Source organism: Sorangium sp. So ce1036, assembly GCF_051369805.1.
GTDB lineage: Bacteria > Myxococcota_A > Polyangia > Polyangiales > Polyangiaceae > Sorangium > Sorangium cellulosum_F.
On sequence record NZ_JBBMOX010000002.1, the window covers coordinates 820,959 to 842,815 of the forward strand.

General features: G+C 70.2%; 20 protein-coding genes. 10 read left to right on the plus strand and 10 right to left on the minus strand.

Annotated elements, in window-relative coordinates:
• Positions 1–6: 6 nt before the first annotated feature.
• Both WMF31_RS40060 and WMF31_RS40065 read right to left on the minus strand, forming a co-directional pair.
• Positions 7–762 (minus strand): hypothetical protein, encoded by a 756-nt coding sequence (locus tag WMF31_RS40060; RefSeq protein ID WP_436607144.1) that lies wholly within the window; start codon positions 760–762, stop codon positions 7–9.
• Between the two features lie 1,518 nt (positions 763–2,280).
• The gene (locus tag WMF31_RS40065) at positions 2,281–2,595 is read right to left on the minus strand and encodes a hypothetical protein (RefSeq protein ID WP_436607145.1); all 315 of its coding nucleotides are present in this window, start codon (positions 2,593–2,595) and stop codon (positions 2,281–2,283) included.
• A 515-nt stretch (positions 2,596–3,110) separates the two neighbouring features.
• Between WMF31_RS40065 and WMF31_RS40070 the strand changes: the two genes are divergently transcribed.
• Positions 3,111–3,245 carry a hypothetical protein gene (locus tag WMF31_RS40070; protein ID WP_436607146.1) on the plus strand — a complete coding sequence of 45 codons (135 nt, stop codon included), beginning with the start codon at positions 3,111–3,113 and terminating at the stop codon, positions 3,243–3,245.
• A gap of 79 nt (positions 3,246–3,324) precedes the next feature.
• Here the strand turns inward: WMF31_RS40070 and WMF31_RS40075 are convergent, their stop codons facing one another.
• Together WMF31_RS40075 and istA are read right to left on the minus strand one after the other, a co-directional pair.
• On the minus strand, positions 3,325–4,086 hold the full coding sequence (locus WMF31_RS40075; protein ID WP_436607147.1) for an ATP-binding protein: 762 nt from the start codon (positions 4,084–4,086) through the stop codon (positions 3,325–3,327).
• The gene (istA, locus tag WMF31_RS40080) at positions 4,083–5,570 is read right to left on the minus strand and encodes an IS21 family transposase (RefSeq protein WP_436607148.1); all 1,488 of its coding nucleotides are present in this window, start codon (positions 5,568–5,570) and stop codon (positions 4,083–4,085) included. The genes WMF31_RS40075 and istA overlap by 4 nt, the downstream gene beginning before the upstream one ends.
• Before the next feature lie 225 nt (positions 5,571–5,795).
• Between istA and WMF31_RS40085 the strand changes: the two genes are divergently transcribed.
• Together WMF31_RS40085 and WMF31_RS40090 are read left to right on the plus strand one after the other, a co-directional pair.
• Positions 5,796–6,086 carry a hypothetical protein gene (locus WMF31_RS40085; RefSeq protein ID WP_436601510.1) on the plus strand — a complete coding sequence of 97 codons (291 nt, stop codon included), beginning with the start codon at positions 5,796–5,798 and terminating at the stop codon, positions 6,084–6,086.
• A gap of 264 nt (positions 6,087–6,350) precedes the next feature.
• Complete coding sequence (locus WMF31_RS40090; protein ID WP_436607149.1) at positions 6,351–7,133, plus strand: hypothetical protein; 783 nt, start codon at positions 6,351–6,353, stop codon at positions 7,131–7,133.
• 59 nt (positions 7,134–7,192) lie between these two features.
• Here the strand turns inward: WMF31_RS40090 and WMF31_RS40095 are convergent, their stop codons facing one another.
• The 3 genes from WMF31_RS40095 to WMF31_RS40105 all read right to left on the minus strand — a co-directional run bounded on the left by WMF31_RS40095 (position 7,193) and on the right by WMF31_RS40105 (position 12,419).
• Positions 7,193–8,830 carry an ATP-binding protein gene (locus WMF31_RS40095; protein WP_436607150.1) on the minus strand — a complete coding sequence of 546 codons (1,638 nt, stop codon included), beginning with the start codon at positions 8,828–8,830 and terminating at the stop codon, positions 7,193–7,195.
• The gene (locus WMF31_RS40100) at positions 8,827–9,243 is read right to left on the minus strand and encodes a response regulator (RefSeq protein WP_129357101.1); all 417 of its coding nucleotides are present in this window, start codon (positions 9,241–9,243) and stop codon (positions 8,827–8,829) included. The genes WMF31_RS40095 and WMF31_RS40100 overlap by 4 nt, the downstream gene beginning before the upstream one ends.
• 329 nt (positions 9,244–9,572) lie before the next feature.
• Positions 9,573–12,419 carry a PAS domain-containing hybrid sensor histidine kinase/response regulator gene (locus WMF31_RS40105; RefSeq protein WP_436607151.1) on the minus strand — a complete coding sequence of 949 codons (2,847 nt, stop codon included), beginning with the start codon at positions 12,417–12,419 and terminating at the stop codon, positions 9,573–9,575.
• An 805-nt stretch (positions 12,420–13,224) separates the two neighbouring features.
• Here WMF31_RS40105 and WMF31_RS40110 point away from each other — a divergent pair.
• Genes WMF31_RS40110 through WMF31_RS40120 form a run of 3 tightly spaced genes read left to right on the plus strand, consistent with a single transcriptional unit; the run spans position 13,225 to position 14,345 of the window.
• Complete coding sequence (locus WMF31_RS40110) at positions 13,225–13,779, plus strand: hypothetical protein (RefSeq protein WP_436607152.1); 555 nt, start codon at positions 13,225–13,227, stop codon at positions 13,777–13,779.
• 46 nt (positions 13,780–13,825) lie between these two features.
• Entirely contained in the window at positions 13,826–14,044 is a 219-nt protein-coding gene (locus tag WMF31_RS40115; protein ID WP_436607153.1) for a hypothetical protein, read from the plus strand.
• Positions 14,045–14,060: 16 nt separating this feature from the next.
• Complete coding sequence (locus WMF31_RS40120; RefSeq protein ID WP_436607154.1) at positions 14,061–14,345, plus strand: hypothetical protein; 285 nt, start codon at positions 14,061–14,063, stop codon at positions 14,343–14,345.
• Positions 14,346–14,433: 88 nt separating this feature from the next.
• On the opposite strand, the gene WMF31_RS40125 is transcribed toward WMF31_RS40120, so the two are convergent.
• Positions 14,434–14,913 (minus strand): hemerythrin domain-containing protein, encoded by a 480-nt coding sequence (locus tag WMF31_RS40125; protein ID WP_436607155.1) that lies wholly within the window; start codon positions 14,911–14,913, stop codon positions 14,434–14,436.
• Between the two features lie 77 nt (positions 14,914–14,990).
• On the minus strand, positions 14,991–15,455 hold the full coding sequence (locus WMF31_RS40130) for a hypothetical protein (RefSeq protein ID WP_436607156.1): 465 nt from the start codon (positions 15,453–15,455) through the stop codon (positions 14,991–14,993).
• Between the two features lie 302 nt (positions 15,456–15,757).
• Between WMF31_RS40130 and WMF31_RS40135 the strand changes: the two genes are divergently transcribed.
• From WMF31_RS40135 to WMF31_RS40145, 3 genes are read left to right on the plus strand one after another with little or no spacing between them, the layout of a single operon-like run.
• The gene (locus tag WMF31_RS40135) at positions 15,758–17,191 is read left to right on the plus strand and encodes a sigma-54-dependent transcriptional regulator (protein ID WP_436607157.1); all 1,434 of its coding nucleotides are present in this window, start codon (positions 15,758–15,760) and stop codon (positions 17,189–17,191) included.
• Positions 17,192–17,216: 25 nt separating this feature from the next.
• Positions 17,217–17,915: a histidine kinase gene (locus WMF31_RS40140; protein ID WP_436607158.1), complete on the plus strand. Its 699-nt coding sequence runs from the start codon at positions 17,217–17,219 to the stop codon at positions 17,913–17,915.
• A complete protein-coding gene (locus WMF31_RS40145) occupies positions 17,912–18,283 on the plus strand; it encodes a response regulator (RefSeq protein ID WP_436607159.1) in 372 nt (123 codons plus the stop codon). Before WMF31_RS40140 ends, WMF31_RS40145 begins: the two co-directional genes overlap by 4 nt.
• A 241-nt stretch (positions 18,284–18,524) precedes the next feature.
• Here WMF31_RS40145 and WMF31_RS40150 read toward each other — a convergent pair whose 3' ends face one another.
• A complete protein-coding gene (locus WMF31_RS40150) occupies positions 18,525–19,955 on the minus strand; it encodes a helix-turn-helix domain-containing protein (RefSeq protein WP_436607160.1) in 1,431 nt (476 codons plus the stop codon).
• Between the two features lie 212 nt (positions 19,956–20,167).
• Between WMF31_RS40150 and aceB the strand changes: the two genes are divergently transcribed.
• A complete protein-coding gene (gene aceB / locus WMF31_RS40155; protein ID WP_436607161.1) occupies positions 20,168–21,790 on the plus strand; it encodes a malate synthase A in 1,623 nt (540 codons plus the stop codon).
• Positions 21,791–21,857 lie beyond the last annotated feature (67 nt).

Sequence of the window (21,857 nt, forward strand, 5' to 3'; positions counted from 1 at the left end):
GCCGCGTCATTCCGCGTCCTGCGTGGCGGGCGCTTCAAGTCGCTGGATGCGCTGGTGCGCTGTGCCGTAGTCCACGACGACCCAAGGCGCCCGCGGGTCGTACGCCGTGACACCCCACACCGGCAGCGGTGGTCCTTGAGCGATGTCTGCAAGACCGTGTCGCTTTATTTCATCTCCGACGACCGTCAACCTATAGCGAGCCTCCAGCATAGGTGGTCTGTCCGTCCTGTAGGGCACACTCTCCAGCGCGGCCTCGGCCCCACGGTGCTCGGCCCACTGGCGCAGCCGCATGGCGAGAAAGCAATCGCCGATGCGCATCCCCCAACCAGTCCGCAGCTCTTCGCCAGCCGATGAACGGTGCATCAATACGTCCACGGGCGTCGACCAGTCTTTATCGAGACACGCGAACAAGAGTTCGTCAACCCAAGATAGGGTGAGCGCGCTACCGTCCACCCGAGGAAAAAATGCCGCTTGGTGGGTGCCCAGCTCTGCGAGGTCCTTCCGCACTCGACCTGCACGCCCCCCCTCGGTGGACAGCACCGGAGACCGACCGGATACCTTTCGCCAAGAGCGCGCCATGTGCTGGACGCGCGTCCGAGATAGAGCGCGCGCGTCGTCCAGACCGCGGCGCGCGTCAGCCGGCTTCACGTGGACGAATCCATAGCCAAACCCATCCTCCGGCGCATCTCCCAGGACGACGATGTCGAGATCCGGGTGCTCGGGCCGATAGCGGAGCCTCCACGCGCAGAGCGCCCACAGCATCAGCCTATCCCTCCACAGCCCGGACGTCCATACGACGATCCTCTGCCGCGATTTCAACGCATCGATGACATCATAAAACCGCGAACGAAATTGTGTTTTTCCCCGCCCTCGAAGGTTCCAATAATCGCACCGCCGCTCACAGTGGTCTTCGGGATCGGACGCGCACGGCCCCTCCAGCACGTTATCGCGCATGAAACGCACCGGAAGGCGAAGCCCACGCTGGACCGCTCTCCGAATGTCCTCGTCTGTAGTGAGGTGAATAGCCATCGAAACCTCAGAACAAGCACTTTTTGCAATCCGGCGTTGGGGGATCCCCGGACTTGCATCGTATATTGCAGGTTCGACACTTCGTTTGGCCTGCGTCTCCAGACCGTCGTCTTGAACAAGACCACGGCCCGCGGTTGACGCAATCCTGATACTTCTCATCGCAGCTTCGATTGCTTGTCCGCTCGCAACCCTCTCGACAGCTCTTGTATCTAGCGTATGCGTTATCCCGACACGCTATCCGCTGCGCTTCGTTCTCGATCCTTCCACACTGAATGTTGTCAGATTCAGAGTCCGCTTCGCATTTTTCCTCACATGGTGTCTGGCTCGCGATGTTGCAGACGGGAGGAGGAGGAGGATCCATGCCCTGCGGCTCCAGCGGCGGCACAGGCCCGAAGCCTCCGGATCCTGTCGGGCCGAACCCGTAGCCGCCGGCCCCTGTCGCGGTGAGGACGATGCCGCCGGCGCCACCCTCGCCCTCACCCCGGAGGTAGCAATCGCCGACATCGAAATTGCACCCCGCGAGACCGAAGCATAGAACAATAAACGGCTTGTTCATTGGGACTCTCCGCCAAATCTCCAAACAGGCCCAGCGGTAATCATCACAACCCAGCCACCAGGAAGAAAGTGGCTATTCCCGCCAACCCAGTCCACGTTGGCGCTCACGGACGCGCCCAGGCGCCCAGCAAAGAACCAGTCGGACTGTCCGCGAACACCTGGTGCGAGACCCACCACGCTGTCACACCACATGGCACCACACGCCGGCATCACGTAGATCGCCAGGGACGGCCCAAGACTGACGTTGCCTGTCTTCGTGACGTATCCAAGCGTGACGGCCGTTCGATCATAGACCCCTACGCGCGCCCCTGGGACGATGCTGAGCATGTTGTGGACTTCGATCCGGAAGTCCTTCTCTCTGCGCCAGAGCCACCCGACGAAAGGACTCACCGCAAGTCATGGCTCGGTCCCGACCTGGATCCCGCCCACACTCAGGCCACCGCTGACCTCGAGTGCCTGTGCCGGCGCCGGGACAACGACGAGCGAACAAGCGCAGAGCAGGCATACCGTGCAGTGTGAGCGCATAGACATGGCGGAAGGCCTGGCCAGATCGCGACACGCGCCGGAGGACGTAAACCATTTTGCTGTGGGTGTAGCGTGGGCGTCAAGGAGAAAACCGGCGAGTCGGACGCGATGACATTTTCACCGTCCAGGCTGTGCCTATGTGCGCGGTCGGTTGCACGGCGGGAGTGTTCGTCAACCATCTGATTGGCGAATGATCAGCACCCAGACATTCACACAGCGCCGCGCACGACGGTTCTTGCCTTCACCGAGTGCGTACGGGTGGACGACGATGGATCCGTATCGCCGACGTGCGCCTCGGCCTCCGCGTCCGCGCCGGTCGCCGACCGGCGTGGTGTACGAGCGCGACGGCGTGGAGCTGGCGAACCATGGCTTTACCGTGAGGGACAGTATGCCGCCGTAACGCGCGATGGGGCTGTTCGACGCGCAGAGGACCTCGCCGCGGCCGAGCCGTTCGACGCCCGCGACATGGCCGAGCTCGCGCGTCATGGACCGCCATGGTCGCGGGGAGCACGGGCGTGCGTCGGACGAGCAACGGGACCGGGACGAGCGCCAATGGCGCCGTGAAGACGTGCGCGTTGGCTGGATGCAGCAGACGGCGCGCCTGAGTTCCTGGACGGCGCGCCCTGGTTCCTGGACGGCGTGCCTTGGTTCCTGGACGGCGCGCCCTGGTTCCTGGACGGCGCGCCTGAGTTCCTGGACGGCGCGCCCTGGTTCCTGGACGGTGCGCCCCGTTTCCTGGACGGTGCGCCCTGGTTCCTGGACGGTGCGCCCCGGTTCCTGGACGGTGCGCCCTGGTTCCTGGACGGCGCGCCCTGGTTCCTGGACGGTGCGCCCTGGTTCCTGGACGGCGCGCCTGAGTTCCTGGACGGCGCCGTCCGGTTCCCGGACCGCACCGCGCCGCCGTCGAATTCATGCTCTCCTCGGGGATCCCGGTCGAGCGGTCTTGCCGCTCGCCGCGGGCGTCTGTTAACCCGGAACGCTTGGGGAGATGCTGACTCCCCATGAACAATCCCTCGGCACATCAGGAGATTCCGATGCCCAAAGCGAAGACCGATCTGGACCTGTTGTTGATGATCCCGGCAACCCGCGGGAATTCGGTGAAGTTCACCGGTGAAATCCGCAGTCGATGCCGGTGAAAATCGTGTCGGCTGCCGGTGAAGTTCACCGGTGAAATCCACGTCCGATGCCGGTGAGGTATCCCGGGAAAGAGGCGGCTCAGCGCTTCTTGGCGCGGCGCTGCTTGGTGCGGAGGGCGCTCAGCTCCTTGGCTTCCTTGAGCCGGTAGCTCTCGGCCTCGATCTCGATCACCTCGGCGCGGTGCACGAGCCGGTCGACGAGCGTGACGACGCACGCGGCGTGCGGGAAGACTTGGCCCCAGTCGGAGAAGGCCTTGTTCGTGCTGAGCAGGATCGGCCTCCGCGCCTCGTAGCGACGGGTGACGACCTCGAAGAGCAGGTCGGCGTAGCGGCTATCGTAGGAGAGGTAGCCAACCTCATCGATGCAGAGAAGCGCGGGGACCGTGTAGCGGCGCAGCCTTCGCGCGAGCGCGGCGGAGGATTCCTGCGCGGCGAGGTCGGCGAGCATGTCGCTCGCGGTCGAGAAGCGGACCGTGTGGCCCCGGACGACAGCCTGGTGAGCGACGTTCTTGAGGATCATGGTCTTGCCGACGCCGTTGGGGCCGACGAGCACGGCGTTGTGGCCGGTGGCGACGAAACCGGGGGTGAACAGGTCGTCGACGGCCTCGCGGTCGATCTTCTTGGGCCAGGACCAGTCGAAGTCGCTCATGGGCTTGAAGGTGGCGACGCGGGAGTTCTTGAGGCGGCGTTCGAGACTGCGCTTGTGGCGCTCGCGCTCCTCGATGGCGAGCACCTCGTGAAGCCAGGGCTTGTCGGCGAGCTCATCCAAGCAGGCGAGCAGGCCGAAGAGACCGAGTCTCTTGAGACGGGACTTGGTCTCGGTGGGCGTCAAGTCGGTCATGGCGTCGAGTCCTTCTTCAGGGCGTCGTAGGTGGCGAGTGAATGCGGCGTGACGACGACGTTGGCGTGCTGGCCGCGCGTGACGGGGATCGAGACCGGAGGCGGCAGACGGCGCTCGGAGCGGCGGCGGTCGATCACCTGGCGGACGGCTCCGACGTGGATCGTGTCGCGCTCGAGCACCTCGACGAGGGCCTCTTCGAGCTCGGCGGCGCCGACGGCGTCGAGCATCTGCAGAAGCCGAGCGATCGCGCTGCCGACGTTGTCGCCGCGCTCGGCGACGATGCGCAGGAAGGCCTGGCTGCTGCGGGCGGCGCGGGCGAGGCGATCGAGGCCGCGGTGCTCGCGGGCGCGGCGCTTTTCGTCGACGAGGCGCTGGATGTGCTCGGGCTGCTCGATCTGCTGGCCACGGTCCCACGAGCGGGCGTGGGTCGCGACGATCTCGTTGGCGTCGACGATGCGCACCTGATCGAGGTCGGCGAAGACGACCAGCGTGCGGCGCGTGCGGTCGTGGGGGACGGAGTAGTCGTTGAGATCGAAGCGCGCGTAGGGGGTCTTTCCGATCTCGACCTCGACGCGCTCGTGGGCCGGGAACGGCGTGTCGGGGTGTTGCAAGAGCACGCTGCGCTCGTCGTCGAAGGCCTGGCGCACGGTGCGGCTGCGGTCCTCGACCCAGGAGCGATCGAGCGCCGCGGAGCTTGTCCACTCGGCCGCTTGCCGGTTGAGATCGTCGAGGTCGGCGTAGGCCCGGGCCTCGAAGAACGCCTCACGGACATAGCGGATGGCGCGCTCGACGCGGCCCTTCTCGTTACCGCGGGCGACGGCGACGGGGCGCGGCTCGAAGCGGTAATGGGCTGAGAGATCCAGCAGCATGGGGTGGAACCGGATCGCGTCGCCGTGGCGCTCGACGACGGCGCTCTTGAGGTTGTCGTAGAGCAGCACGCGCGGCACGCCGCCGAAGTCGGCGAACGCCTCGACGTGTCCGCGCACGAAGAAGGGCATCGCCGCGCCCGGGAAGAAGCGCAGGAAGATCCGCCGCGAGTAACTGAGCACCATGACGAAGGCCCAGAGCGGTCGCCGAGCCCGGCCGACAGCCAGTTTGCCGAAGTGCGCCCAGTCAACCTGCGCTTGCTCGCCCGGCAACGTGCGGAGCCGCTGGAATGCCTCCGCCGGCCTCTTGGGGCGGAGACGGCAGATCACTCGGCGCAGATGATCCGGACCGCCCGGATAGCCGCGCTCCTTGAGCATGACGAAGAGGCGACTCGAGCGCAGCGAGGGATACTTGCCGAGCTGCTCGACGATGAAGGGCACGAACGGGTCGACCATGGACGGGCGCGGCGCGACGACCTTCGGGTCGACGCCCGCTTGCCCGAGCACGCGCTGCACGGTGGTGTGGTGCAGCCCGAGCTGGCTGGCGATGGTGCCAACGGGCCACTTCTCGCCGTGGTAGAGGCGCAGGATCTCGGCCTCCTTCTCCTTGGCGATCACCGCCACCTCCCGTCACCGCGGAGGCCCTCGTGGGACGCGGGGAGCGCGTCGGTGGAGAGCTGGCCGAGCGCGCCGCTCGCGCATGGCCCAGTGTGGAAGCCGCGCTCCGCAGAGCGAGCAGCGGCCGACATCTCGGATCCGATCGTCATCGTTGTCCTTTCGGCCGGGGGTGATCTCCGGCGCGACCTGGGACATCGACGCGGCCGCGGCTTCCGTCACCCTGTGATGCGTCACTTTCTGCGCCGAGAACTTGTCCCGCTGCCGCTCGCGGTACCGGGCCTGGCGAGCGGCATGGAGGCGGCGAGCGCGAAGCCGGGTCCGATAGGCGGCGCCGGCGCGGCGGAGCGACTCACGACGCCGGAGCGGGCGGCAGTCGAGGCAGAGGCGCTGGCCGCGATCGCAGCGACGGCAGAGGCGAAGCTGGACGCGGCAGCAGGCGCAGAGGGCGAGGCGGTAGGTGGACGAAGGCAACGAGCTCCATGCCGCCGATTTCTGGACCTGGAGCCCGGCTTGTGATGAAGGTGGGGGACTCCGACAAGGCGGAGCTCCAGAAGGCCCGAGGGTGGCAGCCCTCGGGCCTTCGACTTTTCGGCGGGCCCAACGTCTACGCTGCGGAGGCGAGCGGGGCCCAGATCGGCGCAAGCGCCGGCGGTGAAAGGTGAACGCCGGCGATCACGTGGCCGCGGTCTTCACCGATCGGACGCGGGACGTGATGATCACCGACACCTGTGGATGGACGAGGCGCTCGCCTCTCCGGGAAACGGCGAGCTCTCCCTCCCCGTGCCCCTTCATGTGCTGTTCGGCGAGGCGGTCGATATCGCGAGGTTCCACAAGACCTACTGGAAAGCGGAGGTGAAGGACGGGAAGGTGGTGCGCCGCGGCCTCGAGATGGCGGCGAGCAAGAAGAAGAACGGGGACGCGCTGACCGCGAAGACCGGCGAGGAGATCCTCTCGCTCCAGCGCGCCGGCGTGGAGGCGGGGACGCGCTACCTGCTCGTCGTGGACCCGAAGAAGGCGAGCCCGTTCGAGCGCGGGCAAATCGTCCTCGACGAGATCACCGCGACGCTCGAGTGGCTGTTCGACGACGGCGTCGAGGACGAGAACGACGCGAGGCTCGCCAAGCTCGGACAGGCCCACGCGGGCGACCCGGCCACCGCCGATGCGCTCGCGCTGGCCCTCGACGACTATGCCGCCCTCGCGGCGCCCCACCGCGAGGCGATGGACGGCCTCGGCGGGTTCGACGCGGCCATGCTCGACGAGGCCAGGGAGCTCGCGGCCGCGCTCCGGGCGCGCCCCGCGGAGAACGCCGGGCTCAGCGAGAAGGCGCGCGAGGCGCTCGTCCTCCGCAACAAGGTGATCGGGCTCCTCCTTTCGCGCATGTCGACGGTGCGCGCGGCGGCGCGGTTCGTGTTCCGGGACCGGCCGGACATCGTGCGCGAGGTGACCAGCGCCTACGGGCGGCGCCGCCGCGCCGAGGCCAAGCGCCGCGCGAAGAAGGTCGACGCGCCGCCGCCCGGCGCGCCGCCGCCCGGCGCGCCGCCGCCCCCGGTGAGCCCCACCTGAAGCGGCCATAGCCCGCCGCCTCGCGCCCCGGCGAGACGTGGATCGTCAGTCCGCCGCCCTCAGCAGGCGAGCGGCAGCGAGAAGTGGATCGTCGTCCCCTGCCCAGGGGTGCTCTCGACCGCCATGACCCCGTGGTGCGCCTCGACGATGCCGCGCGCGATGTACAGGCCGAGCCCCGCGCCGGTGCGCGACTCCTGCGTGGCCTTCCAGTAGCGATCGAACAGGTGGGGCTGATGCTCCGGCGGGATGCCCGGGCCGGTGTCCGCCACCGAGAAGCGCGCGAGGCCGGCGACCCGGCAGAGCGAGACGCTCACGACGCCGCCCTTCGGCGTGAACTTCAGCGCGTTGCCGAGCAGGTTCGAGAAGACCTGGAGCACGCGATCCCGATCGGCGAGGACCTCCAGGCTCGCGTCGATCGCGCCCTGCACCGCCCTGCAGCCCTTCGCCTCCGCGAGCGAGGCCGCGGCCTCGAGCGCCTCACGGACGAGGCTGCCGCCCCGCTCCACCCGCGGGGACACCACGAGCCGCCCCGCCTCGATGCGCGACGCGTCGAGCAGATCCTCGATGAGCCGCGTCATGCGCTGGATCCCGCGGTCCATCCGGTCGACGAGCTGGACCGCCTCGTCCTCCTCGCCCTGCTGGCGCTGGAGCAGATCGCTGCGCAGGAGCGACGCCGTGATGGCGATCGTGTTGAGCGGGTTGCGGAGATCGTGCGACACGATCGCCAGGAGATCGTCCCGCGCGCGCGTCGCCGCCTGCGCCTCGTTGTACAGCCGCGCGTTCTCGAGGGCCACGGACGCCGACTGCGCGAGCTGGGTGAGCAGCACCTCGTCGCTCTCGTCGAACGGGCCGTCGCGGCGATCGAGGAGCTGGAGGCTCCCGATGCACTGGCCGTCCCGGCCGCGCAGCGGCGCCGCGAGCAGCGAGCGCGGCTGCAGCCCGGCCGGCGCGCGCGAGAGCGCGTCGGCGCACGTCGGGTCGCTCGCGATCTCGTCCTCCGTCAGCCGGACGCTCGCGCTCCTCCGCTCGATCAGGCCGACCGCGATCTCGCGGACGCTGTCGCGGTCCTCCCGCGCGGCGTACTCCTCGGACATCGAGACGCCCGTCATCGAGCGCTGCTCCACGCCCCGCGCGGCGAGGCGGGCGACCGCCACGTGCGCGTCGAGCAGCGCGCGCGCCTCGTCCGTGGTGCGCTGGATCAGCTCGTCGAGCGAGAGCGACCTGTGGATGCGGAGCGTCGCCTCGGTGAGCTGCGCGAGCTGGCTCGCGTGGCGCGCGAGCGCGCGGCGCGCCTCGTTCTCGCGGCGCTCCGCCTCGTTCAGCCGGAGGACGTAGCGCAGGCTCTGCACGAGCCGCTCGGGCGTCAGCAGGTTCTTCGGCACGTAGTCCGCCGCGCCGCGCTTCATCAGATCGACGGCGAGCGACTCGTCCCCCTGCCCGGTCAGCATGATGAACGGCGCCGTGAGCTTCGCCTTGCGGGCCGCCTCGATCACCGCCAGCCCGTCGCCGCCGGGCAGGTAGAAATCGAGGAGCACGCAGTCGATCTGCTGCTCGTACAGCACCGCGAGCGCCGTGTCGACGGAGTCGGCCTCCCGGATCTCGGCGTCGACGCGGCCGCTCCGCAGCGCTCGCAGGATCGCGAGCCGATCCACGGTGTCATCGTCGACGACGAGGAGGCGAACCAACCTCTGGTTCAAGGCATCTCCACGAGCGTCCAGTACCGGTTCATGGCCGTCATGACCTCGACGAAGCTCATGAACGTGACGGGCTTGAGCAGGTAGCCGGCGACGTTCAGGTCGTACGCGTCCACCTTGTCCCGATCGTCGTTCGACGTCGTCAGCACGACGACCGGCGTCGCCCGCAGCGTGACGTCCGACCGGAGCTCGCGGAGGAACTCGATGCCGTTCATCCTGGGCATGTTCAGGTCGAGCAGGACGAGCCGCCGATCCCGGGGCACCTGGTTGCCGCGCAGCAGATCGAGCCCCTCCACGCCGTCGCCCGCGACCCAGAGCGGGTTCGTGATCTTGCCCTTCTCGAACGCCCTCCGGACGTTCATCACGTCGACGGTGTCGTCCTCGATCAGGATAATATTCAGGATTTTACCGTCCATCACGTCCTCACGGAGGGGCACGACGCAGGCTCGTCGATAGCATACGAGAGCAACGCTGCACGTGACGCAGTGCGATGGGGACGGCGCTGGAGGGCCGTTCACCTGCTCTTGGAGACGGAAGACACCGCATAGGGCCTGCTGCGCACTGCACCCGGCCCGCGGTAGGGTCGATTTCCAGGGGCTCCGTGCCCGGCCGCGGCCCGTTCCGACGCCGGTGACGTTATCGTGGGCTCGCAGCGCCGGGAAGGGCCGACTGCGCGGCGGCGCCGTGGGGCCTGGACGCCCTGGACGGCGCCACGCGCGTCCGGTGGCGCGCGCGGCGGACCGGGCTACGGCCAGGTGCCGCGGTGGCCGGCGCGGCCGACGAGGTGCGCCACCGCGGTGATGAGGCTGTTCGGCTCGATCGGCTTGGCCAGGTGCATCTGGAAGCCGGCGGCGATCGCCTGGCGGCGGTCTTCCATGCGCGTGTAGGCGGTGAGCGCGAGGGCCGGGATGCCGCTCGCGGGGACCTCGGGCCCGAGGGCGCGCAGCCGCCGCATCATTGCGTAGCCGTCCTCCCCCGGCATGCCGATGTCGCTGATGAGCACGTCGAACTCGCCCCCGCGGAGCGCTTCGAGCGCCGCGCCGGCGGAGGCGGCCTCGCTCACCGTCGCGCCGGCGCGCACGAAGATGATGCCGAGCAGCTCGCGGGCGTCGGTCTCGTCGTCGACCACGAGCACGCGGATGCCGTCGAGCACGCGGCGCGCGGCAGGCCCCTGTCCGTCGCTCCCCGGCCGCTGCGTGGACGGGAGCGCCGGCTGCGCCTCGGCGCGGATCGGGAGCCGGACCCGGAAGCGCGCGCCCTTGCCCTCGCCGTCGCTCTCCGCGTGCACCGTGCCGCCCTGCGCCTCGGCCAGGTGCCGCACGAGGGTGAGCCCGAGCCCCAGCCCGCCGTGGGCGCGGGTCATCCCCCCGTCGGCCTGCCGGAACCGCTCGAACAGGAACGGCAGGAAGCTCTCCGGGATCCCCTCGCCGTCGTCCTCCACCTCGACCTCGAGCATCGCGTCGACGCGCCGCGCCCCGGCCCGGACGTGACCCCCCGAGGGCGTGAACTTCACCGCGTTCGTGAGGAGGTTCCACACGATCTGCTGCAGCCGGTCGGCGTCGCCGAGGAAGATGCCCACGTCGTCGAGGACCCAGGCGTTGACCGCGACCCCCTTCGCCAGCGCCGCCGGGCGCACCAGGTCGAGCGCCGTGGCGAGCACCTGCCGCACGTCCACCGGCTCGGTCCGGAGCTGCAGCTTCCCGGCGAGGATCGTCGAGGCGTCGAGGACGTCCTCGATGAGCTGCGACTGCGCCTTGGCGTTGCGCTCGATCGTGGCGAGCCCCCGGTCGAGCGACTCCGCGTCCACCTCACCCGTCCGCAGGATGCGCGCCCAGCCGAGGATCGACTGGAGCGGCGTCCTCAGCTCGTGCGACACGGTCGCGAGGAACTCGTCCTTGAGCCGGTTGAGCTGCTCGGCGTGCTGCCGCGCCCGCTGCTCCTGCTCGAGGAGCTGGGCGCGCTCGGCGTCGGTGCGCTTCTGCTCGGTGATGTCGTGGAACGTGACGCCGACCCCGTCGCCGAGCGCGACCGCGATGGCCCGGAAGATCCGCGGGGCGCCGTCGTGGGCGCAGGAGATCTCGACCCGGGTGGCCTCCCCGGTCTCCACGACGCGCGCGTACGTGTCGAGCGCGCTCGCGAGCGCGCTGCCCGGCATCTCGACGAGCAGCCGCTTGCCCTCGAGGTCCTTGCCCCGGCCGCCGACGATCGGCCCGATGGCCGGGTTCACGTAGACCCACTCGAAATCCGAGATCGCCCCGGACGCGTCGCGCACGCTGCGCAGGATCATGAACCCGTCGGGCGACGCCTCCTTCACGGTGCGGAACCGGGCCTCGCTCGCCCGCAGCGCCTGCTCGATGGACTTTCGCTCCGTGATGTCCGTGGCCGTGCACGTGATGCCGACGATCTCGCCCGTGTCGTCGGTCAGCGGCTCGATCGAGAGGTCGAGGTGCTGCGTGCGCCCGCCGGCGTGCAGGGCGATCTCGCGCCGCTGGCCGACCCCGCTCGCGAGCACCTCGCGCTTGATCCGATCGAGCGACCGCGCCGCGTCCAAATCCTCCAGCACCTCCGCGTCCGTCTTGCCGAGCACCTCGCGCTCGGCCTTGCCGAAGGCGTTGTGCGTCCACGTGTAGCGCAGGTTTCGGTCCTGGTTGAACACCATGACCGGCGAGCCCCGGAGCGCCCTGCGGAACCGCTCCTCGTTCACGCGGAGCGCCTGCTCCGCGCGCTGGCGCTGGGCGACGCTCTGCTGGAGCTCGAGCGCGAGCCGCTCCGCCTTCTGGCGCGCGCCGATCGGCTCGGTCACGTCGAGCGCCATCAAGAGGACGCCCTCCGGGGCGCCGCTCACGGCGTGCACGGGCCTGCACACGACGTCGTACAGCCGCTCCACGAGCTCGCCGGTCCAGTGCGCGATCCGCACCGGGAGCGCGCGGGCGACCGCGGGCTCGCCGCTCGCCGCCACGGCCGCGATCTGCGTGAGCAGCGCCTGACCGCGGAGCTCGGGGACGGCCTCGACGAGCGGCTTGCCGAGGAGATCGTCGCGGCCGACCATCTGACAGAAGGGCGGGTTCGCGAGCTCGAGCACGAGGCCCTCGCCCCGGAGGAGGCAGATCGGCGCGGGCGCCTGGGAGAGCAGCGCGCCGCTCTGGCCCCGCTCGAGCTCGGCGCGCCGGCGCTCGGCCTCGAGCGCCTCCCGCTGGCGCCGCGCGTGCTCGCTGACCGCCCTGGCGATGCGGGCGTCCACGCAGTCGGAGAGCGCCTCCACCTCGCCCGGCTTCGGCGTGAGCCCCGCTTCCCGGATCTCCCGGAGGATGGCGCGCCGGAGGACGCCGTACTCGCGCATCGTCCCCTCCAGGTCGAAGCCGGGGGCCCACGTTGCCTCACCCTGGGCGTGCGCCGCCCCGTCGCTGCCGCTCGGCGGCACGCCGTCCTCCAGGCGGGCGGCCACCTCGTCGAGGAAGCTCGGCAGCGCGTGGAGGAGCAGCGGCTCCCGCGTCTCCGGCGCCGCGGTCCCCTGGCGGCGCAGCTCGCCGACGAACCGCTCGATGATCGCCTCGCGGCGGGCCCTGATCAGCGTGGAGAGCGGCATCGTCATGGTGGGATCGGTCGCGGCCTGGGCTCCGTCTCGACGGTCATCCCCCTCAGGGGATCGGGCGGCGAGCTGCGAGCGATCGTGGGCGACATCGACCTCGGGTGGCGTCAGCGCGCACGGCATACTCGGTGAGCTGAGCGAGCGCCACAAGACGCCCCGCCGCCGCAAAGCGCGGGGCGTCGGGCTGGCGACCTCCGCGTCCGCGTGGCGCGCGCCCCGCGCCCCCCGTCGAGCCCGCTTCCGCCGGGGACGCTCATCTGGACCTGGCTCCCCCCTCGGTCCGGCTAAGCAAATTTTGCGCCGGTCATGGACATCGGGTTGCTCTCGTGATGTGCGGTGCGTTGCGTCACGGATGAGGCGGTTTGCCGCACGCGCTTCGCTGTCGTGCGCCGCTGGACGGAATCCGACGTGAGCCCGCTGCATGACGCGAGGTGCTGTCGTGTTCGTCTCCATCGGACGTCGGCGGCACGATGGACGCAGCGACGTGACAGGCGCCGTCGAATCAAGACGGAGTTGGCGGCTACGACCCGCGGACACGGCGAGCGAGGTGCCGACGCGGGGAACGAGCGAATGCGACCCGTCCGTCCTCCCGTGTCGAGGCGCCGGAATACCGATTCATCCGATGGGGGGTCGTCGTGCTCAGCCGGAGTATCGCGCTCTGCGTGGCACGCCCGTCGCAATGCCTGTGGGGAGACGCACCCGGGCGCAGAGAGACCATCCCGGGCAGCCTCGATGGGGCCGGCGCGCCGCGTCCGGCGCTCTCCAGGGTTCGACGTCGGGGCCTGACCGCAGACCAGAGGAGATTGCCATGTTGACCATCCGAACGTTCCTTCCCATCGCCATCGTCACGAGCCTCTTCGCGGGCTGCGAGTCGCCCGCGGACGCGCAGGCCAAGGCCGAGCGCGCGCAGCGCGAGGCGGAGCAGCGGGCGGCGGAGGTGTCGAACGAGCTGGACAGGAAGGTCGCCGAGATCGACCAGCGGGCCGAGCGGGAGACCGACTCCGCGCTCCGGGAGGCCGCCGAGAAGCTCAACGACGCGGCCCTCGAGGCGCGTGAGAAGACCGTGGAGGCTCAGGCGGAGCTCGCGAAGGCGCGCGCGGACGTGCGCGAGGCCACGACACGCAGGGTCGAGGCCCTCGAGAAGGACGTGGCCGAGCTGCGTCAGCAGCTCGAGAAGAAGATGTCGAAGGCCGAGGCCGACAGGGTCGTGAAGGAGCTCCAGGACAAGTCGGAGGCGGTCCGCAGGAGCCTGCGCGATCTCGATGCGGCGACGAGCACGGATCTTGAACAGGTGAAGAAGGGCGTGACGGAGCGGGTCGAGGCGCTCGATCGCGCGATCCAGGAGGCCAGGCGGCGCGTCTGAGCGCGGGGCCCTCCGCGGACCGGCGACTCGACATCAGGAGGAATTCATGGATGACAGGAAGGTTTCTGGAGAGGGCCCGTCCACGGGCATCGAAGGAGAGGGCGACCGGACGGCCGACCGGCGTTACCGCAAGGCGGTGGAGCAGTCGGTGAAGCGCGGCGACGCCGAGGCGCTCGGCGAGGAGGCGGCCCGCGCGCTGGACGGCCCCGAGGGCGACGCGCTGCGCGACGCCGAGGAGGCGGCGCGGGGCGGCAGGCCCGGTTGAGCGTGGCGAGCCGGCCATGATCCGAGAGCTCCGCTGCAATGCCTGCGGCCGCCGGTACATCTTCGTGTCCACGGCGGCCGCGCCCTGCCGGGCGTGCGGCGCGGACATGGAGGAGGTGGAGCTCCAGCGCGGTATTCACGAGATCACCGTGAACGACGCGCGGAGCGCCGCCTCGTCCGACCCGCCGACCCCGGCGGACACCATGGTCCCCGAGGATCTCGGCTATGGAGAGTCCCACGGCTACGGACCTTCGCACGGCGGCCCCACGGGCCCCGGCGACGCGCCGGGGACGAACCCCTGACGGTCGACCCTCCTCGGCCGGGCGACCCGACGAGGCGGCCCGGCGCCTGGGGCACGGTAGCCTCACCGGCTCTCCGGCCGGCCGGGCGTCACGCCGCGGTGGCGACGTGCTTCGAGGCGAGGCCCGGATTCCGGGTGCGGCGGGCGTGCGCGACGAGCGCGTCGAAGAGCTCCTGCATCTGCTCGCCGAGCCGCTCGTTCATGTCGTCCGAGAGCTCCCCCTCGACCCTCGGCAGGAGCGCTCGCTCCTCCTCCTCGGCATGATGGGAGACGAGCTCCCTCAGGGTGACGAGCTTGGCCTTGAAGGTCGGGTCGCCAGGCAGGGTGTCGACGACGCGCCGGATCTCGAACCGCGCGACCGTGTGCTCCTCGCAGGCCCCGCGGACGAGATCCGGCTCGATGGCGAGCAGCTCCGGGAAGAGGACCACCTGCTCGGCGAGCATGTGGGCGAGCAGGTGCCTTGTCAGCTCGTCCGCCGCCCCTCGGACATCCCCCGTGCCCGACAGGACCAGCTCGAACAGCCTCTCGGCTTCGCGGTGCTGCGCCTTCAAGACCTGTGTTGCCTTCATGCGTTCTTCTCCCGGCAAAACGTGGTTCGAGGTGTCGAGGCGGTGAGAGGAGGCTCGCTGTCCCCGGCGCGCCGCGCTCAGGCGGCCGAGAGGTGCGCGAGGCCCCGCAGCGGCTCGCCGCGGGGCCCCGCGAGCGAGATGGTGACGGAGTCGCCGCCGAGCAGCTCGCGCACCGTCAGCGACAGGCCGGCGAGCTCGCGCGCCGCAGGGGCCCGCGGATCCGAGCCCGGGCACAGGATCACGCGCTTCACGCCGGGGAGCGCGCCCAGCAGGGCGCGCAGGAGCGAGGACCGGAGCGTCAGCCGGGTCGACGCCGCCGCCGCCACGAACACGGCCGTGCTCACCCGGTTCGCCCGCCGGAGCCGGTCCAGGAGGCGCGAGAAGAAGGTCGAAGGGGGCTCGTCCGGCAGCTGAACCACCGTCTCCAGCTCGGGCGTCCGGGTGCGCAGCCACGCGGCGCACTCGACCCACGGAGCGCCGGACTCAGCGATGAGCAGGCACGCCTCGCCGCGGCGTCCGCCTTTCTTCCCCCTCTTCTTCATGATGCGGAGTCGAGCAAGCGCCATGCCGGCTGGGTTCGCCGGAGCGAAAGTGGGCCGCGTCCTGGGGCGCGCCCGAGGGCGGCGCGCTCTCGCCGCGCCGCGGAGACGTCATGGTCGGCGTCTCTCGGCCGCAGCGCGGAGCCGCCCGAGGCAGGAACGCGCAGGTGTGGCGAAACGTCACGTCGGGTCGCCGCGGAGCTCGCTCCGCCTGGGCTTGATGGCGCGGTATCTCCGTGGCACGGTCCCTGCAACTTCAGGCAGGGCAGCGGTCGACCGACGGAGCTGCCGGGGAAGGACACGCGATGAGCGGCAGGATACTCGTCGTCGACGACGACGAAGCGACGTGTGATCTGGTCGAAGCCCTCCTCAAGAGGCAGGAGTTCTCCGTGGCAGCTCGCACCTCCGCCAAGAGCGCGCTGGAGCTCGTCAGCGAGGACGATTTCGATGTCGTGCTGACCGACGTCGGCATGAGCGAGATGAGCGGCCTGGAGCTCTGCGAGCGCATCCTCGGGGCGCGGCCCGACATGCTCGTCATCGTCATGACGGCGCTCGGGAGCCTGGAGACCGCGATCTCCGCGATGCGCGCCGGCGCGTTCGACTTCGTCACGAAGCCGCTCGACGCGAACCTCCTCGGGCTCACCGTCTCCCGGGCCGTCCAGCACCGGCGGCTCCGCGCCGAGGTGCGGCGCCTGCGTGAGGCGGCCCACGACGTCCAGCACACCAAGGGGCTCGTCGGGCGCAGCCCCGCGATGAAGCGCGTGTACGACCTGATCGGGCGGGTCGCGCGGAGCGACGCGTCCGTGCTCGTGCACGGCGAGACGGGCACCGGCAAGGAGCTCATCGCGCGCGCGATCCACGAGGCCAGCGGCCGCCCCGGCCCCTTCGTGGCCGTCAACTGCGCCGCCGTGCCCCAGGCGCTGCTCGAGAGCGAGCTGTTCGGCCACGCGCGCGGGGCCTTCACCGACGCGAAGACCCAGCGCACCGGCCTGTTCCTGGAGGCGAGCGGCGGCACCATCTTCCTCGACGAGATCGGGGAGATGCCGCTCGAGGTCCAGCCGAAGCTCCTGCGCGCGCTCCAGGAGCGGAAGGTGCGCCCCGTGGGCTCCAACGCCGAGATCCCCTTCGACGCCCGCATCGTCACCGCCACGAACCGCGACCTCGAGACCGAGGTGTACGAGAAGCGGTTCCGCGAGGACCTCTACTACCGCGTCAACGTCGTCAAGATCGATCTGCCGCCGCTGCGCGAGCGCGGGACCGACGTGCTCCACCTCGCGATGCACTTCCTCGAGAAGTTCTCGTCCCGCAGCGGCAAGGGCGTGCTCTCGCTCTCGACCGCGGCCGCCGAGAAGCTCACCGCGTACAACTGGCCGGGCAACGTGCGCGAGCTGGAGAACAGCATCGAGCGCGCCGTCGCGCTCGCCCGCTTCGAGCAGATCACGGTCGAGGACCTGCCGGAGAAGGTCCAGGCGTACCGGCCCGACCGCTTCGTCGTCGCGGTCGACGAGCCGGCGGAGATCATGACCATGGACGAGCTCGAGAAGCGCTACATCAAGCGCGTCCTCGCGCTCGTCGGCGGGAACAAGTCGCGCGCCGCCCAGATGCTCGGGTTCGACCGGCGCACCCTCTACCGGAAGCTGGAGCGGTACGGGGAGCAGGATGGCTCCGGCGGTGACGAAGCCCTGGACAAGGACAAGGTCGCCTCTTCACCGGGATCGGCGAGCTCTTCGCTGAGCTGACAGGGGCGCGAGGCGTCGAAGAAGAATGGCGGAGAAGGCGTTGCCTGAGTCGGTCTACAAGCTGTTCGCGCGCACCGGTCACGACGTGCGAGGGCCCGCGGGCGTCGTCTCCGGCGCGCTCGACGAGCTCGAGCAGGCGCTGGACGGCGAGACCACCGCCCGGAACGCGGCGTTCTTCACGATGGCGCGGCGCGGCGTGCGCCGCCTCCTGCGCCTCGCCGACCGCTACACCGTCGCGTCGGAGCTGGCGCGGCAGATGGACGCCCCGGTGCAGCTCCTGGACGTCGAGGCGCTCGTCCGCCAGGCCGTCGCGGAGGCGTCGTTCGTGTACGGGCGGCGCCAGGTCACCGTGGCGCTCGATCTCGCGCCGCTGCGCGGCTTCGCGCACCCCTCCTCGATGACCGCGGCGCTCGCGGACGCGCTCATGCTCGCCCTGCGCGCCGCCCGCTCGCGGGTCGCCGTGGAGCTCGGGGCTCACGGCGAGGTGGCGCGCGTGGTGGTGACGAGCGACTCGGACACGGCGTCGGTGGAGGAGCTGTTCGAGGCCGCGCTCTCGCCGGGCGCGGATCCGCTCGACGAGGGGGCGCTGCCCGTCCGGGTGATCGACGGCGTGCTCAGGGCGCACGGCGGCGCGGCGCGGGTCGAGCGCGCCGGCGCGGAGACGCGCATCACCCTGGAGTGGCCGCTGAGCGAGGCGGCCCGCAAGGCCGGCGGCGCCCGATGACCGCCGAGCTGCCCCTCGTGCTCGTCGTCGACGACGACGACGACACCGCGTCGCTGCTCGGCATGGCCCTCCGCCGCCGGGGCTTTCGCGTGGACATCGCGCGCTCGTGCGCCGAGGGGCGCGCGCTGCTCGCCGAGCGCGCGGTCGACGCCCTGGTGACGGACGTATCGCTCCCGGACGGCAGCGGCCTCGATCTCGCCGCGTCGCTCGAGGCGAAGCCGCGCGCGGTGATCGTGGTGAGCGGCTTCGGCAGCGACGACGATCGCGAGAAGAGCCGCGCGGCCGGGGTCCACGCGCACCTGATCAAGCCCGTCGACGTGGCCCGCCTGGTGTCCACGCTGAACGAGCTCCTCGGCCAGACGGGCTGAGCAGCCCCGCCCGAGGCGGCATTCCCGAGCACCTCGGCCAGAGCGCCGAGCAAAGCAGGCCCACCCGAGCACCTCGGCCAGGCGGGCCGAGCAGAGCCGGCCCGCCGGAGGTGGGGGCCCCCTGGGGTGCTCCCCGGAGGGGCTGGAGTGCAGGCGAGCCACGACAGGGGCTCGCCGGAACGCAAGCCCCGGAGGGGGGCACCCCAGGGGGCCCCTACCTCCGGCGGGCCGGCCGGGGCCGTCACTTCTCGACGGACGCGTAGAACGAGACCCCCCGCCGGTTCTCATCGAGGCGCAGCGGGTGCTGGAGCGCCGGCAGCGCGCGCTGCGCGCAGTCCAGGCGCTCGCAGGTCCGGCACGTCACGCCGACCGGCACGGCCGCGTCGAGGTTGTCGAGGTCGACGCCGTCGGCGTAGACGAGCTCCCGGGCGTAGCGCACGTCGCAGCCCATCCCGATCGACCACACGGTGTGGGGCACGTGGTAGCCGCCGCGGTCGCTGCGCACCGTGCGCGCGATGCAGAAGTACACCGCGCCGTCGGGCATCTGCGAGAGCTGGATCCGGATCATGCCGGGCGTCATGAGCGCGGCGTGGATGTTCCAGCGGGGGCACGCCCCGCTGAAGCGCGCGAAGCGGATGCCCGAGCCGCTGAAGCGCTTCGAGATGTTGCCCGCGATGTCGACGCGGACCATGTGCATCGGCACGCCCTCGGCGCCGGGGCGGCGGAGCGTCGTCAGCCGGTGGCACACCTGCTCGAAGCTCGTGCCGAAGCGGTGCGCGAGCAGCTCGATATCGTACCGCTCGGTGCGCGCCGCCTCGAAGAACGGCTGGTAGGGCATGAGGACCGCCGCGGCGAAGTAGTTGGCCAGCGCGACGCGCGCGAGCGCGCGGGACTCCGGGGTCGTGAGGTTCTCGTCGCGGAGGCTGCGGTCGATGGCCGCGGATTGCGTCAAGAGGCCGACCTGGTGCGCGAGCTGGAAGCGGCGGCTGCGGGGCGGCAGTACCTCGGAGATGCTGAGCACGCGCCTGTCCGGGTCATACCGCCGCATCGCCTGCCGCTCGTCCGCGACGCGCACGATGCGCACCTCGATACCGCGCGTCGCGTGGAGGTACCGGACGAGGCCGCGGTAGACGTCGTCCGCGTCGAGCTCGGCCTCGCGCCAGAGCGCCTCGGCGCCCTCCTCGAGCTCGGGGAAGTGGTTCATCCGGCGCTGGATGAGGTCGCTGACCTCCTCCGACGGCAGCCGCGAGTTGTCGACCCCGATGAACCCGTCGCCCGCCAGCCGCTCTCCCAGGGTATCCAAAGATTCCCGGGTCGACGCGTACGAGCGGTACAGCGTGAGCACCGCGCGCGCGACATTCGGTGACGTCGCGACGAGCTCCCGCAGATCCGCGTTCGTCAGCCCGTGACTCTCGAAGATCGGGTCGCCGAAGACCTCGTGGAGATCGGCCGTCAGCCGGACGTCCTCTTCCGAGGCGAACGTCTGGAGATCGAGCTGGAATATCTGGGCCAGACGGATGAGCAGTGGCGCGGTCAACGGACGGCGGTTGTTTTCTATCAAATTCAGATAGCTCGCCGATACGCCGAGGCGCTCCGCCAGATCGACCTGCGTCATGTGCTCGCGACGCCGGAGCGCACGGACCTTGGCTCCAAGAAGAGGCGTATCGGCCATGGGGACCCTCCCGAACGTAGCTTTCCTTACTGAACTGGCGCCTAGGACCAGCTCACCGCGATGGAAATTTACAATAGTTTACTCGTTGACTGGTTGTAAAGGTCTTTTGTCAACATCGTTGTCCGATTGAATTTCAATGCGAAGTTGACGCAGAAACCGCGTCGACAAACATAAGGTCGTTGTAACGACGCGAAGCGTTGCAGGAGATGTGGATGAGCCAGAATCATGAGACCCCGAACCTCCGCCTCCTCGCTCCGCGGGTGGCGGGAGATGAATCCGTCCTCACACCGGAGGCCCTCCGCTTCCTCGCTCAGCTCGGGCGGAAGTTCGCCGACCGGGTGCCGGCGTTGCTCGGTCGTCGTCGCGACGTGCAGGCGCGGCTGGATGCGGGCGAGCGGTTCGATTTCCTCCGCGAGACGCGGGAGGTGCGCGAGGGCGACTGGAAGGTGGCGCCGCTGCCGGCGGACCTCCTCGACCGGCGCGTGGAGATCACCGGCCCGGTCGATCCGAAGATGATCATCAACGCGCTGAACTCGGGCGCGAACATGTTCATGGCGGACTTCGAGGACGCCACGTCGCCCACGTGGAAGAACCTCATCGAGGGGCAGGCGGCGCTGAGGCTCGCCGTGCGCCGCGAGCTCCGTTACGAGGATCCGACGACGGGCAAGCGCTACGCCCTCGGCGACAGGCTGGCGACCCTCCTCGTTCGCCCGCGCGGGTGGCACCTCCTCGAGGAGCACGTCGAGCTCGACGGGAAGCCGCTGCCGGGCGGGCTCTTCGATTTCGGGCTCTTCTTTTTCCACAATGCGCGCGAGCTCGTCCGTCGCGGCACCGGCCCTTATTTCTACCTGCCGAAGATGGAGAGCCACCTCGAGGCGCGGCTCTGGAACGACATCTTCCTGTTCGCGCAGGAGGCGCTCGGCCTGCCCGCAGGCACGATCAAGGCGACGGTCCTCATCGAGACCTTGCCCGCGGCGTTCGAGATGGACGAGATCCTCCATGAGCTGCGTCAGCACTCGGCGGGGCTCAACTGCGGTCGCTGGGACTACATCTTCAGCTTCATCAAGAAGCTCCGGAACGACCCGGCTTGCGTGATGCCGGATCGCGCGCTGGTGACGATGGAGCAGCATTTCTTGCGCTCGTACACCCAGCTCCTCGTGAAGACGTGCCACCGCCGCGGCGTGCACGCGATGGGCGGCATGGCCGCGCAGATCCCGATCAAGAGCGACCCCGAGGCGAACCGCGTCGCGCTCGAGAAGGTGCGCGCGGACAAGCTGCGCGAGGTCAAGGACGGACACGACGGCACGTGGGTCGCGCACCCGGGGCTCGTGCCGCTCGCGCGCGAGGTGTTCGACGCGCACATGCCCGGTCCGAACCAGATCGAGAGGAAGCGCGAGGACGTGCGCGTGACGGCGGCAGACCTCTTGCAGGTCCCGCCTGGCGTGCGCACCGAGGCGGGTCTGCGTCACAACATCCGGGTCGGCGTCCAGTACCTCGAGGCGTGGATCAGCGGCCTCGGTTGCGTCCCGCTCTACAACCTGATGGAGGACGCGGCCACCGCGGAGATCTCCCGCACCCAGGTCTGGCAGTGGATCCGCCACAAGGCGACGCTGGACGACGGCGCGCCGCTCACGGAGGCGCGCTTCCGCGCCGTCATGGAGAGCGAGATGGCGGCGCTCCGCGGCGCGCTCGGCGAGGCGCGCTTCGACAAGGGCCGCTTCTCGGAGGCGCGCGCGCTCTTCGAGCGCCTGTCGATCGGCGACACGTTCGAGGAATTCCTCACCCTGCCGGCTTACGAGCTCCTGGTCTCCGGGGACAAGGAACAGCGCTCGTGAGCTCGGCCCGGATGATTCGACAACAGCACAGCGGCCGCGGCCGCCCGTAACCCAAACGCATCAGGAG